This is a genomic window from Dactylosporangium cerinum (genome assembly GCF_042653625.1).
GTDB lineage: Bacteria > Actinomycetota > Actinomycetes > Mycobacteriales > Micromonosporaceae > Dactylosporangium > Dactylosporangium cerinum.
On the sequence record NZ_JBHSIU010000034.1, the window covers coordinates 1 to 14524 of the forward strand.

At 75.0% G+C, this 14524-nt stretch carries 4 protein-coding genes; 2 read left to right on the forward strand and 2 right to left on the reverse strand.

Annotated elements, in window-relative coordinates; genetic code table 11:
* Positions 1 to 6118 (forward strand): SDR family NAD(P)-dependent oxidoreductase (locus ACFPIJ_RS26260; protein WP_380118254.1); only part of this gene is annotated, 6118 nt, incomplete at its 5' end.
* Between the two features lie 132 nt (positions 6119 to 6250).
* Positions 6251 to 12742: an SDR family NAD(P)-dependent oxidoreductase gene (locus ACFPIJ_RS26265; protein WP_380118257.1), complete on the forward strand. Its 6492-nt coding sequence runs from the start codon at positions 6251 to 6253 to the stop codon at positions 12740 to 12742.
* Positions 12743 to 12889: 147 nt separating this feature from the next.
* On the opposite strand, the gene ACFPIJ_RS26270 is transcribed toward ACFPIJ_RS26265, so the two are convergent.
* Together ACFPIJ_RS26270 and ACFPIJ_RS26275 are read right to left on the reverse strand one after the other, a co-directional pair.
* Positions 12890 to 13084: a ferredoxin gene (locus ACFPIJ_RS26270; protein WP_380118260.1), complete on the reverse strand. Its 195-nt coding sequence runs from the start codon at positions 13082 to 13084 to the stop codon at positions 12890 to 12892.
* 13 nt (positions 13085 to 13097) lie between these two features.
* Complete coding sequence (locus ACFPIJ_RS26275; RefSeq protein ID WP_380118262.1) at positions 13098 to 14213, reverse strand: cytochrome P450; 1116 nt, start codon at positions 14211 to 14213, stop codon at positions 13098 to 13100.
* Positions 14214 to 14524 lie beyond the last annotated feature (311 nt).

Below are 14524 nucleotides of genomic sequence, written 5' to 3' on the forward strand. Positions count from 1 at the left end.
ACTCGGCAACCCAGGACAAGCCAACTACGCCGCCGCCAACACCTACCTCGACGCCCTCGCCGAACACCGGCACACCCAGGGGCTGCCCGCCCTCTCACTGGCCTGGGGGCTGTGGGAGGACGCGGGCGGCATGGGCGGCGAGGGCACCCGGCGCCCGGCGGGGCGGGGCGGGCTCGCCGCGCTGACCGCCGCGCAAGGACTGGCCCTGTTCGACGCGGCGTTGCCGGCCGCCCGGCCGACGGCGGTGCCGGCCCGGCTCGACGCCAGGGCCCTGCGCGCCCTCGCCGGCGTGGTGCCGCCGATGCTGCGAGGGCTGGTGCGCGGGCCGGCCCGGCGGGCCGCCAACACCGACGCCGGAGACGGCGACGCGCTCCGCGCGCGGCTGGCGGGGTTGGGCGAGGCGGAACAGACCCGGCTGCTCGTCGACTTCATCCGCACCCACATCGCCGCCGTCCTCGGACACGCCTCGGCAAGCGACATCGACCCGGAGCGGCCGTTCTCCGACCTCGGATTCGACTCGCTGACCGGGGTGGAGCTGCGGAACCGGCTCAACACGGCCACCGGGCTGCGGATGTCGCCGACCGCGGTGTTCGACTACCCCACGCCGGCGGCGCTCGGCGGATTCCTGCGCACGGAGCTCGGCGGGACGCGCGCCAAGACCACCCGGCGGGCGGCCGCGGCCCGGCCCGCCGACGAGCCGGTCGCCATCGTCGGGATGGCGTGCCGGTTCCCCGGTGGGGCGGACAGCCCCGAGCAGCTGTGGCAGGTGCTCGCCAGCGGCATCGACGCGGTCGGCCGGTTCCCGGACCGGCCCGGCTGGAACACCGCCGAGCTCTACGACCCGGACCCGGAGGCACCCGGGAAGACGTATGCGCTGGAGGGCGGCTTCGTCCCGCACGCGGCCGACTTCGACGCGGACTTCTTCGGCATCAGCCCGCGGGAGGCCGTCGCCACCGACCCGCAGCAGCGGCTGCTGCTGGAGACGACGTGGGAGGCGCTGGAGCGGGCCGGGATCGACCCGGCGACGCTGCGTGGCAGCAACACCGGTGTCTTCGCCGGGGTGATCGCGCAGGCGTACGGCAGCACCTCGCCGGCCTCCTCGGGCGCCGAGGGGTACCTGATGATCGGCACCACCACGAGCATCGCCTCCGGCCGGATCGCCTACACCTTCGGCTGGGAGGGCCCGGCGGTCACGGTCGACACCGCATGCTCGTCCTCGCTCGTCGCGCTGCACCTGGCGTGCCAGTCGATCCGCAACGGCGAGTGCGACATGGCGATCGCCGGCGGCACCACCATCATGGCCAGCCCCGCGATCTTCACGGAGTTCAGCCGGCAGCGCGGTCTGGCCCCGGACGGCCGGTGCAAGTCCTTCGCCGCGGGCGCCGACGGCACGGGCTGGGGCGAGGGCGCCGGAGTGGTGCTGCTGGAGCGGCTCTCCGACGCCCGGCGCAACGGGCATCCGATCCTCGCCGTGGTCCGCGGGTCGGCCGTGAACCAGGACGGCGCCAGCAACGGTCTCACCGCCCCCAACGGTCCTTCGCAGCAGCGGGTGATCCGGCAGGCCCTCAGCAACGCACGGCTGGCATCCTCCGACGTGGACGCGGTCGAGGCGCACGGCACCGGCACCAAGCTCGGCGACCCGATCGAGGCGCAGGCGCTGCTGGCCACCTACGGGCAGGACCGGCCGGCGGACCGGCCGCTGTGGCTCGGCTCGATCAAGTCGAACATCGGGCACACCCAGGCCGCCGCCGGGATCGCGGGCGTCATCAAACTGACCCTCGCCCTGCAGCACGGCGAGCTGCCGAAGACCCTGCACGCCGACACCCCGAGCCCGCACGTCGACTGGAGCGCCGGGAACGTCGCGCTGCTGACCGAGGCGCAGCCGTGGCGGCCGAACGGGCGGCCACGCCGGGCGGCGGTCTCATCCTTCGGCATCAGTGGCACCAACGCCCACGTCATCATCGAGCAGTCACCGGACGAGGCCCCGGCCACCGAGGCGGACCTGCCGGCACCGGCACCGGTCGCCTGGGTGCTGTCCGCCCGCACCGAGCAGGCGCTGGTGGACCAGGCCGCGCAGCTCGGCTCGTTCGTGCGGTCCGATCCGGCGCTGCGCCCGGCCGACGTGGCGCAGGTGCTCGTCACCGGCCGGGCCCGGCACCCGCACCGCGCCGTCGTCGTCGGCACCGACCGGGACGAGCTGCTCGCCGGCCTGACCGCAGTGCCCGCGGAGGGGGGCGCCGCGCACCTGGTGCGGGGCAGCTGCGACGGCCCGGCCGGTCCGGTCGCGTTCGTCTTCCCGGGGCAGGGCTCCCAGTGGGCGGGCATGGCGGCCGGGCTGCTGGAGACCGCACCGGTCTTCCGCCAGCACGTCGAGAAGTGCGCCGCCGCCCTCGACCCGCTCACCGGCTGGTCGCTGCTGGAGCTGCTGCGCGGGGCGCCGGGCGCGCCACCGCTGGAGCGGGCCGACGTGGTGCAGCCGGCGCTGTTCGCGGTGATGACCTCGCTGGCCCGGCAGTGGCAGGCGCTCGGGGTGCGCCCGGACGCCGTCATCGGCCACTCGCAGGGCGAGATCGCCGCCGCGTACGTCGCCGGGGCGCTCAGCCTCACCGACGCCTGCCGGGTCGTGGCCCTGCGCAGCCAGGCGCTGTCGGAGATCCTGGGCCTGGGTGGCATGGTCTCGCTGCCGCTGCCCGCCGACGAGGTCGAGAAGCTCATCGGGCGCTGGGACGGCCGGATCGGCGTCGCCGCGGTCAACGGACCGGCCGCCACCGTCGTCTCCGGCGACACCGCGGCGCTGGAGGAGCTGCTGGCCGGCTGCGAGTCCGACGGCGTGCGCGCCCGACGGGTTCCGGTCGACTACGCCTCGCACTCGCACCACGTCGAGGCGATCAGGGACCGGCTGCGGGAGGTGCTGGCCGGGATCGAACCCCGTGCGGGCCAGATCGCCTTCTGCTCGACGCTCACCGGCGAGCAGATCGACACCGCGGCGCTGGACGCCGAATACTGGTACGCCAACCTGCGCAGCCCGGTCCGGTTCGCGCCGGCCGCCCGGACGCTGCTGGACGCCGGTTTCCGGCACTTCGTCGAGTGCAGCCCGCATCCGGTGCTCACCACCGGGCTCCAGGACACCGCCGAGCACGCCGGCGTCGAGGCCACCGTGACCGGGACGCTGCGCCGGGACGAGGGTGACTGGACCCGGCTGCTGATCTCCGCGGCCGGGCTGGCCGTGCGCGGCGTCGAGGTGGACTGGTCGCCCGTGCTCGCGCCGCTGCGGCCACAGCGGGTGCAGCTGCCGACGTATCCGTTCCAGCGCCGCCCCTACTGGCTGCGTGGCACCTCCGCGTCCGACGTCACCGCGGCCGGGCTGGCCACGGCCGGCCATCCGCTGCTCGCCGCCGCCGCCGAACTGCCCGACGGGGGCTGGTTGTTCACCGGACGGCTCGGGCCGGACACCGCCGGCTGGATCCCCGACCACGCGGTGCTGGACACCGTGCTGCTGCCGGGCGCCGCGTTCGCCGAACTCGCCCTGCACGTGGCCGCGCACACCGGCTGTGAGCGGCTGGAGGAGCTGACCCTGCAGGCCCCGCTCATCCTCGACGATCCCGCGGGCGTCCGGCTGCACGTGGCCGCGGGGCCGGCCGATCCGGACGGACGCCGGGAGCTGACCATCGACTCCCGGCCGGCCGGGCCGGACGGCGACGGCGCCTGGACCCGGCACGCAGACGGCGTGCTCTCCGCCGCGCCACCACCGGCGTCGGCGACGGTCCCCGGTGAGGCCCGGCCGCCCGCCGGCGCCGTCGAGGTCGCCGTCGAGCAGTTGTACGACCGGTTCCTGGCCGCTGGACTGGCCTACGGGCCCGCGTTCCAGGGCGTCCGGGCGGCCTGGCGGCAGGGCGACACGGTCTACGCCGAGGTGGCGTTGTCCGAAGGTACGACGCCGGACGGCTTCGGCCTGCACCCGGCGTTGCTGGATGCCGCCCTGCACGCGATCGCGCTGATCCCGGGCACCCCCGAGCAGGCCCAGGTGCCGTTCGTCTTCTCCGGCGTGGACCTGCCCGTGCCCGGGGCGGACACGCTGCGCGTGCGGATCACCCCGACCGCGGCCGGCACCGTCCGGGTCGACCTGGCCGACTCGGCCGGCACCCCGGTGACCACGATCGAATCACTGGCCATCCGCCCGATCGCCGTCGAGCAGCTCCGCCGCGCCGGTGGCCGCGACGGCGCCCTGTACCGGCTGGACTGGACGGCGTCGGGCGGCACTGCCGCGGACGCCGGTCATGTGCTCGTCGGGCCGGACCCGCTCGGGCTCGGCGGTGCAGCGTCCTACCCCGACCTGGCCACGTTGCGGGCGGCCGTCGCGGCGGGACAGGCCGCGCCCGGGCTGCTGGTGCACGTCGCCACCACCGAACCGGACACCGATCCGGTCGCCGGGGCGCACGCGCTCGCCGGGCGCGTCCTCGGCCTCTGCCAGGAGTTCCTGGCCGCGCCGGAGCTGGCCGACACCCGGCTGGCGCTGCTGACCCGGGGCGCGACGGCCGCCGGCGGGCAGCCGCGGGACCTGCCCGGCGCGGCGGTGGCCGGTCTGCTGGCCAGCGCCGTGACCGAGAACCCGGGCCGGTTCGTCCTGGTCGACCTGGACGACGCCGCCGCGTCGCGGGCCGCGGTCCCGGGTGCGCTCGGCATCGCGATCGCCACCGACGAGCCGCGGATCGCCGTGCGCGGCGGGGCGGTGCTGGTGCCACGGCTGGTCCTCACGGACCCGGCGCCGGAACGGACCCCGCCGCCGGACCGGACCCCGCCGAGCCTCGACCCGGACGGCACCGTGCTGATCACCGGCGGCACCGGCACCCTCGCCGCGGACGTCGCCGCACACCTGGTCACCGCGCACGGCGCCCGGCGGCTGCTGCTGGCGAGCCGGCGTGGCCCGGCGGCCGACGGCGCGGACGACCTCGTCGCGTCGCTGACCGCGCTCGGCGCCGAGCCGACCGTCGTCGCCTGCGACGTCGCCGACCGCGACGCACTCGCCGCTCTGCTCGAGACAATCCCGGAGGCGTATCCGCTCACAGCGGTCGTGCACACGGCCGGCGTCCTCGACGACGGCATCCTGGCCGCGCTCACGTCCGACCGGCTGGACACGGTGCTGCGCCCGAAGGCGGACGCGGCCTGGCATCTGCACGAGCTCACCCGCGACCGCGACCTCGCCGCGTTCGTGCTGTTCTCCTCGTTCGCCGGCACGGTGGGCAGCCCGGGGCAGGCCAACTACGCGGCCGCGAACGCGTTCCTCGACGCGCTCGCGGAGCGCCGGCGCATGCAGGGCCTGCCCGCCACCAGCCTCGCGTGGGGGCTGTGGGAGCAGGAGAGCGGGATGACCGCGACGCTGGAGCACACCGAACGGGCCAGGATGGCACGCAACGGCCTGCTCCCGCTGCCCGGCGCGGCGGCGCTGCGCCTGTTCGACACCGCGCTCGCCGACGGCGCCGCGGCCCTCGTGCCGGTGCGGCTGGAGACCGCCGCGCTGCGGGCCCAGGCGGGCGCGGGCGTGCTGCCGGCGATCCTGCGCGGCCTGGTGCGGGTGCCGGCGCGCCGGACCTCCGCCAGTGCCGCCGCGCTGACCCGCCGGCTGGCCGGCCTCGGCGACGCGGAGCGGGAGACGGTGCTGCTGGACCTGATCCGCGGCCAGATCGCCACCGTGCTCGGGCACGCCTCACCGGACGCCGTCGACGTCGACCGGCCGTTCCAGGATCTCGGCTTCGACTCGCTGACCGCGGTCGAGCTCCGCAACACGCTCAACACGATCACCGGGCTGCGGCTGCCCCCGACGGTGATCTTCGACTATCCGAACACCGGCGCGCTCGCCCGGCACGTCCGCGACCGGCTCGCCCCCGCCGAGGCCCGGGAACCGGCCGGTGAGGAGTTGGAACGGCTGGAGGCGGCGCTCGGCACGATCACCGCCGACGACCCCGGCCGGAGCCGGATCACCCTGCGCCTGCAGACGCTGCTGACCCGCTGGAGCGAGCACTCCACGGCACCGGTGGAGATGGCGGCGGCCGACCGGCTGGAGACCGCCGGCGTCGACGAGCTCTTCGACTTCATCGACCGGGAGCTCGGCCGCACCTGAACGCACCGGCCGCGCCGTCGCCCCCTGCGACGGCGCGGCGGGCAGGGCCGCTTTAGCGTCCGGCAAGCCGCTGGTTAGCCGGGAGCGGCACCCTGGAGCCGCCCGCTTTGACCGCCGGACGCTGGAGCTGCGATGACCACCTCGACCGACCAGATCGTTGCGGCCCTCCGGGCGTCCCTGAAGGAGAACGAACAGCTACGCCGGCAGCAGAGCCGGCTGACCGACCGGTTCCACGAGCCCATCGCGATCGTCGGGATGGGCTGCCGCTACCCCGGCGGGGTGAGCACCCCCGAGCAGCTGTGGCAGCTGCTGAGCGATGGGACCGACGCGATCTCGGCGTTCCCCGGGGACCGGGGCTGGGACGTGGACAGCCTCTACGACCCGGACCCGGAGCGCACCGGCACCACGTACGCCCGCGAGGGCGGCTTCCTGCACGACGCCGCCGACTTCGACGCGGAGTTCTTCCGGATCAGCCCCCGCGAGGCCCTGGCCATCGACCCGCAGCAACGGCTGCTGCTGGAGACCGCGTGGGAGGCGCTCGAGGACGGCGGCATCGATCCGGCGACGCTGCGCAAGAGCCGCACCGGTGTCTTCGCCGGCGTGATGTACAACGACTACGGCGCCCGGATGCAGCCGATGCCGCCGGAGTTCGAGGGTTTCATCGGCACCGGCAGCGCCGGCAGCATCGCCTCCGGTCGGATCGCGTACACCTTCGGCTTCGAGGGCCCGGCGGTGACCGTGGACACGGCCTGCTCGTCGTCGCTGGTCGCGATCCATCTCGCCGCGCAGTCGCTGCGCCAGGGCGAGTGCGCGCTCGCGCTGGCCGGTGGCGTGACGGTCATGGCCACCCCGCGGCTGTTCGTGGAGTTCAGCCGGCAACGGGGGCTGGCACCGGACGGCCGGTGCAAGCCGTTCGCGGCCGCCGCCGACGGCACCGGCTGGGGCGAGGGCGCCGGTCTGCTGCTGCTGGAGCGGCTGTCGGACGCCGAACGCAACGGCCATCCGGTGCTCGCCGTCATCTCGGGCAGCTCGGTCAACCAGGACGGCACCAGCAGTCAGCTCACCGCCCCGAACGGGCCGTCGCAGCGGCGGGTGATCCGCGAGGCGCTGACCGCCGCCCGGCTCGAACCGTCCGATGTGGACGCGGTGGAGGCGCACGGCACCGGCACCACCCTCGGCGACCCGATCGAGGCGCAGGCGCTGCTGGCGACCTACGGCCAGGACCGGCCGACCGGCCGGCCGCTGTTCCTCGGGTCGGTCAAGTCGAACATCGGCCATGCCCAGGCCGCGGCGGGAGTCGCCGGGATCATCAAGATGGTGCTGGCGCTGCGGCACGGGATGCTCCCGCGCACCCTGCACGTGGACGCGCCGACCCCGCACGTGGACTGGACCACCGGGGAGATCGCGCTGCTGACCGAGGCGCGGCCGTGGCCCGCCGGGGCGCGGATCCGCCGGGCCGGTGTGTCGTCGTTCGGCATCAGCGGCACCAACGCGCACGTCATCGTCGAGGAAGCCCCGGTGCCCGGCACGCCCGCCCCTGCGGCGGTGGCGGGCGACCGGAACGCACCGTGGCTGCTGTCCGCGCGGACCGCGCCGGCCCTGCGGGCCCAGGCCGCGAGGCTGCGCGACCTCGTCACCGACCGGTCCGACCTCGACCCGGCCGGCGTCGCCGCGGCCCTGGCCACCACCCGGGCCGTCCTCGACCACCGGGCGGTCGTGATCGGCGACGATCGGGCGGCCGTCCTGGACGCGCTCGCCGAAGGCAACGCCCCGGCGGGCGCCGTGACCGGCGTGGCCGCCGGGGATCCGGGCCGGGTCGTCTTCGTCTTCCCCGGCCAGGGCTCGCAGTGGGTCGGCATGGCAGGTGGACTGCTCGACGCCAGCGGCGAGTTCCGGGACCGGATCGCCGAGTGTGCCGAGGCCCTGAGCCCGCACACGGACTGGGACCTGCTGCCGGTGCTGCGCGGCGAGCCGGGCGCCGCTTCGCTGGAGCGGGTGGACGTGGTGCAGCCCGCCCTGTTCGCGGTCATGGTCGCCCTCGCGCGCCTCTGGCAGGCGCACGGGGTGCAGCCCGACGCGGTCGCCGGACACTCCCAGGGGGAGATCGCCGCCGCCCACATCGCCGGCGTGCTGAGCCTGCCGGATGCCGCCCGGGTGGTCGCACTGCGCAGCCGCGCCCTCGGCGCACTGGCCGGGACCGGCGCGATGGCCTCGGTGCCGCTGCCTGCCGATCAGGTCCAGGCCCGGCTGGACACCGCGGGTGGGGTCACGATCGCCGCGGTCAACGGCCCGGCCGCCACCGTGGTGGCCGGCACGCCGGAGGGCGTCGCCGCGCTCGTCGCCGGCTGCCAGGCCGACGGGGTGGACGCCCGTGCCGTGCCGGTGGACTACGCCTCGCACTGCGATCACGTCGAGGCCGTCCGGGAGGTCCTGCTGACGAGCCTGGCCGGCATCACCGCCCGGCCCGCGCAGATCGCCTTCTACTCCACAGTGGACGGCGAGGAGCCGGAGCCCACCGTCCTGGACGCCGGGTACTGGTACCGCAACCTGCGCCGGACGGTCCGGCTGGCGGACGTCACCCGGTTGCTGCACGAGCGCGGGCACCGGGTGTTCGTCGAGATCAGCCCGCACCCGATCCTGACCATGCCGATCCAGGCGACCCTCGACGAGCGTGAGGACGCGGCGCCGGGGTTCACGGTCGGCACGCTCCGCCGCGACGAGGGTGGCCTCGGCCGCTTCCTCGCCTCGCTGGCCCAGGTCCACGTCGGCGGCGTCCCGGTCGACTGGCGGATCCCGCCGGGACCGCACGTCGACCTGCCGACCTATGCCTTCCAGCGGGACCGGTTCTGGCTGCCGACCCCGGCGGGGGCCGGCGACGTCACCTCGGCCGGCCTGACCTCCACCACGCATCCGCTGCTCGGCGCCGCGATCACGCTGGCGGACGGGGACGCCACGGTCCTCACCGGACGCCTCTCGCTGCACGCCCAGCCGTGGTTGGCCCAGCACGCGGTGTTCGGCCGGATCCTGCTGCCCGCCGCCGCCCTGGTCGACCTCGCCGTGTACGCCGGGGACGGCGCCGGCTGCGACCGGGTGGAGGAGCTGACGCTCAGCGCACCGCTGCTGCTGCCGGCGACCGGCGGGCTGGCCCTGCAGGTCACGGTCGGAGCGGCCGATGCCACCGGCCGGCACCCGATCGCCGTCCACAGCCGCGCCGACGCCGACGAGGGCGGCGCGGACCGGCCCTGGACGATGCACGCCACCGGCCTGCTGGCCGCCGCCGACCCCGCCGACCAGCCGGATCCCGGTCCGGGGGCGCTCGCCGGCGTCTGGCCGCCGCCGGGCGCCACGGCGATCCCGCTGGACGAACACTACGAAGGACTCGACCGCCGGGGGTACGGCTACGGCCCGCTCTTCCGTGGCCTGCGCGCCGCATGGCGGCTCGGCGAGGAGGTGTACGCCGAGGTCCAGCTCCCCGACGGCACCGACGCGGCCGGTTTCGGCCTGCACCCCGCCCTCCTCGACGCCGCCCTGCACGCCGCCGGGCTCACCGGCGCGGAGCCGATCGGCGAGGACGAGGTGCTCCTGCCGTTCTCGTGGTCCGACACCGCGCTGCTGGCCTCCGGCGCGACCGGGTTGCGGGTCCGGGTGTCCCCCGCCGGTGCCGGCAGCGTGGCGATGGAGCTCGCCGATCCGGCCGGTGGCCCGGTGGCGCGCATCGGCGGGCTCGCGGTCCGGCCGATCAAGGCCGCGGCCCTCGCCACGGTCCACGAACCGCACCACGACTGGCTGTTCCACCTCGACTGGGCCGCCGCGCCGGACGCCGTGGCCGGGCCGGAAGCACCGCTGCGCGCGGTGATCTCCGGCGACGACCCCTACGGACTGGCCACCCAGCTGCCGCCGGACGCGGCCGGGGAGGCCGAGGTCACGATCGCGACGCTGCCGATCCCGGACGGGGACCTGCCGGACCGGGTCCGCGCCGCCGTCCGGAGCGCCCTCGACCTGCTCCGCGAGCACCTGGCCGCGGTCCGGACCCGGCTCGTGCTGGTCACCACCGGGGCGGTGCGGGTGGTGCCGGGCGACGACGTCCGGGCGGACCCGGCCGCCGCGGCGGCGTGGGGGCTGGTGCGCTCGGCGCAGTCGGAGCATCCCGGCCGGCTGACCCTGCTCGACCTCGACCGGGATCCGGCGTCGGCGGCCGCGTTGGGCGCCGCACTGGCCCTGGACGAGCCACAGCTCGCCGTCCGGCACGGTGCCGTGCACGTTGCCCGGCTGGCCCGCGCCGACACCGCGCCCGCCCTGCCGCTGCCGGACGCCCCCGCATGGCAACTGCACTGGCAGGAGGACTCCACCGGCGGTGGTACCCCGGACAATCTGCTGCTGCGCGCGTGGCCCGAGGCGACCCAGCCGTTGGAGCCCGGCCAGGTGCGCATCGCTGTGCGGGCCGGCGGGCTCAACTTCCGCGACGTGCTGATCAGTCTCGGCCTGGTCCGCAACGACGGCCGGCCGCTCGGCGGCGAGGCAGCGGGCGTGGTGCTGGAGACCGGCCCGGGGGTCGGCGAGTTCTCCCCCGGCGACCGGGTGATGGGCCTGGTCTCCGGCATCGGTCCGGTGGCGATCACCGACCACCGGCTGCTCACCCGGATGCCGCCGCACTGCACGTTCGCGGAGGCCGCCACCATCCCGGTCGTGTACCTGACCGCCTATTACGGGCTGGTCGACCTGGCGAAGATCCAGCCGGGTGAGGCGTTGCTGCTGCATGCGGCGACCGGCGGGGTCGGCATGGCGACGATCCAGCTCGCCCGGCACTGGGGCGTCGAGGTGTTCGCCACGGCCAGCCTCAGGAAGTGGGACACGCTGCGGGCGTTGGGGTTCGACGACGCGCACATCGCCTCGTCCCGGACGCTGGAGTTCGCCGACGCGTTCCTCACCGCGACCGGCGGCCGGGGCGTGGACGTGGTGCTCAACTCGCTGGCCAAGGAATACGTGGAGGAGTCCCTGCGGCTGCTGCCCCGCGGCGGCCGGTTCCTGGAGATGGGCAAGACCGACATCCGGGACCCGCAAGACATCGCCGCCGGCCACCCCGGCGTGACCTACCAGGCGTACGACCTGATGGACGGCGGCCCCGACCGGGTCAAGCAGATGCTCGACGAGCTCTCCGCCCTGTTCGAGGACGGCACGCTGCGTCCGCTGCCGGTGACCGCCTGGGACGTGCGCCGCGCGCCCGAGGCGTTCCGCTACCTCAGCCAGGCCCGGCACACGGGCAAGGTGGTGCTCACGGTGCCGTCCACGCTCGACCCGGACGGCACGGTGCTGATCACGGGTGGCACCGGCGTGCTCGGCGGCCTGGTGGCCCGCAGGCTGGTCGCCGAGCACGGCGCCCGGCATCTGCTGCTCGCCGGCCGGCGCGGGCCGGCCGCTGAGGGCGCGGAGGCGCTGCGGGACGAGCTGACCGCGGCCGGCGCCCGGGTGACGATCGCCGCGTGCGACATCGCCGACCGGGCCGCCCTGGCGACGCTGCTGGCGGGGGTACCCGCGGCGCATCCGCTGACCGCGGTGGTGCATGCCGCCGGGGTGCTCGACGACGCCACCGTGGACGCGCTCACACCTGAGCAGGTGGACCGGGTGCTGCGCCCCAAGGTGGACGCCGCCTGGCATCTGCACGAGCTGACCGACCAGCTGCCGCTCGACGCGTTCATCCTCTTCTCCTCGGCCGCCGGCACGCTGGGCGGTCCCGGCCAGGGCAACTACGCAGCGGCGAACGCGGCCCTGGACGCCCTGGCCGTGCACCGCCGCGGCCGGGGGCTGCCGGCGCTCGCGCTGGCCTGGGGTCTCTGGGCCGAAGCCAGCGGGATGACCGGGCATCTCGGCAGGGCCGACCTGGCCCGGCTCGGCCGGACCGGCATGCTCGCCCTGAGCACGGCGGAGGGGCTCGATCTGTTCGCCGCCGCCTTGCCGTCCGCGCTGCCGGTGCTGGCCCCGGTCCGGGTCGACGCGCGGGCACTGCGCGCGCAGGTCGAGGCCGGCGTCGCACCGCCGATCCTGCGTGGGCTGGTCCGCGGCGCGGCCCGGCGCAGCGCGACGGGGGTCACCGTGGACGCCTCGGCCCTGGCCCGGCGGCTCGCCGCGGTGTCCCGGGACGAGGGCCGGGCAATCCTGCTGGAGCTGGTCCGCACCCAGGTCGCCACGGTGCTCGGACACAGCTCCGGCGCCGAGGTGGACGCGGGGCGCGCCTTCAAGGACTTCGGGTTCGACTCCCTCACCGCCGTGGAGCTGCGCAACCGCCTCAACGCGGCGGTGGGCCTGCGGCTGCCCGTCACGATGGTCTTCGACTACCCGACACCGGCGGCGCTGGCCGGTTTCCTGCACGGTGCCGTCGCCCCGGCCGACGAGGACGCGGCGGCGACCGCGGCGCTGGCCGAGATCGGCCGGCTGGAGGCGCGGATCATGGCGCTGCAGCCGGGCGGGGAAGCCGAGCGGCGCATCGAGGAACGGCTGCGCGGCCTGCTCTGGAAGTGGAGCGACCGGCTCACGCCCGCCGCCGTCGAGCCGGCCGCGGAAGAGGACCTGTCGGTCGCCAGCGACGACGAACTCTTCGCGGTGCTGGATGGAGAGCTCGGCGGCTGAACGGCAGGCCCGACGACCGTCCCCCGACCCGTGCGCGCACGGGTCGGGGGACGGTCCTGTCCTGGGTTTCCGCCGGCGGTACGGCACGCAGACAGCCGCGTGCCTCCGGCCCGAAGGCCGGAGGCACGCGTCGGGGGATGAGTGCGGTCAGTCGTCGGTGAGGGTGAGCGCTTGCGAGGGGCAGAGCAGCACCGCCTGCTCCACCCCGGAGACGTCGCTGTCGGTCCGCTCGTTGAGCAGCAGCACGCGGCCGTCGTCGTCGTCCTGGTCGAACACCGTGTCGGCGGACAGCACGCACTGCCCCGCGCCGATACAGGCCTCACGATCCGCGATGATCCTCATGCCCGGCGCCGTCCTACCACGCCACCGGCATCTCGGCCAGGCCGTAGATGCTGGCTTCGTCCTTGAGCGGCAGGTCGGACATCGGCACGGCGAGCCGCAGCGTGGGCACCCGCGCGAAGAGCGTCTGGTAGACGACCTCCAGTTCGAGGCGGGCCAGGTTCTGTCCCAGGCACTGGTGGACGCCGTAGCCGAAGGCGACGTGCGACTTGGCACCCCGGTCGATGTCGAAGGTGTCCGGGTGCTCGTAGTGGCCGGGATCCCGGTTCGCGCCGCTGAGCAGGGCGATGATGCCGTCCCCCTTGCGGATGGTGACGCCGCCGATCTCGATGTCCTCGAGCGCGAACCGGGAACCGCCGGAGACGTCCACGATGCTCAGGTACCGCAGCAGTTCGTCGACGGCGCGGGTGGCGAGCGTGCCGTCGTTCGTGAGCTTCGCCAGCTGGTCCGGGTTCTCCATGAAGGAGAGCGTGCCCAGCGAGATCATGTTGGCGGTGGTCTCGAAGCCCGCCATCAGCAGCAGCATCGACAGGCCCACCAGGTGCGGGTGCTCGTAGATTCCTGCCTCGCGGTACTTGGTGATCAGCCGGCCGATGAGGTCCTCGTCGGTCGGCGCGGCCTCCTTGTCGGTGACCAGCTTGTCCATGTACATGAGCAGACCCGCGCCGGCCTGCATCCGCTCCGCCTGGGTGGACTTCCGGTTGAACGCGACGAGCGTGCTCTGCTGGAAGAACCCGTGATCCGTGTAGGGAACGCCGAGCAGGTCACAGATGACCAGCGACGGCACCGGCAGGGACAGCGCGGTGACCAGGTCGGTCGGCTGCTCCTGCTTGAGCAGGTTGTCGATGCACTCGTCGACGATCCCCTGGATGCGGGGCCGCATCGCGGCGAGCTTCTTGACGGTGAACTCGTTGATCAGCATCCGCCGGTGCACGGTGTGCTCCGGCGGGTCGAGCCCCACCAGGGACCTGCTCACCAGCGAAATCGCACCCATCGCCCGCTCGTCCATCTCGACGAGGTGCGGATATGCCGGGTTGAGACGGTTCACGCTGACCCGGGAGTCGGCGAGAATCTGGCGCAGGTAGTCGTGGCCCAGCACCAGCCAGGCGGTTCTGCCGGTCGGGAGCGTCACCTTCGAGATCGGCTGCTCTGCGGCGATTGCCGCATAGCCGGAGGGTGGATCGACCGGGCAGGTGCGAGGCATCGGGAAAGCGGGCGGAACTGCCGTGGCGACATCATCCATTGCGATTACCAATCGTCGATCCACCCCGGCCACCCCCTATGTCGGGGCGCCCGGGCACGGGTGGGGTCCTCAGGCCGCGACCATGCCCGGCGTCCGCGCCGGATCCGTCGCATTCATCGTTGTCGGCCTGCAGGCAGTGGTCAGGTGCAGTCGGGCGTGGTGCTGCGCCGGCGCCGCGTTCGCGCACGGCCCCCGGTTGT

Coding starts and splice junctions, on each gene's coding strand:
- ACFPIJ_RS26270 (WP_380118260.1), bottom strand. CDS start 13,084: ATGAGGATCATCGCGGATCGTGAGGCCTGTATCGGCGCGGGGCAGTGC.
- ACFPIJ_RS26265 (WP_380118257.1), top strand. CDS start 6,251: ATGACCACCTCGACCGACCAGATCGTTGCGGCCCTCCGGGCGTCCCTG.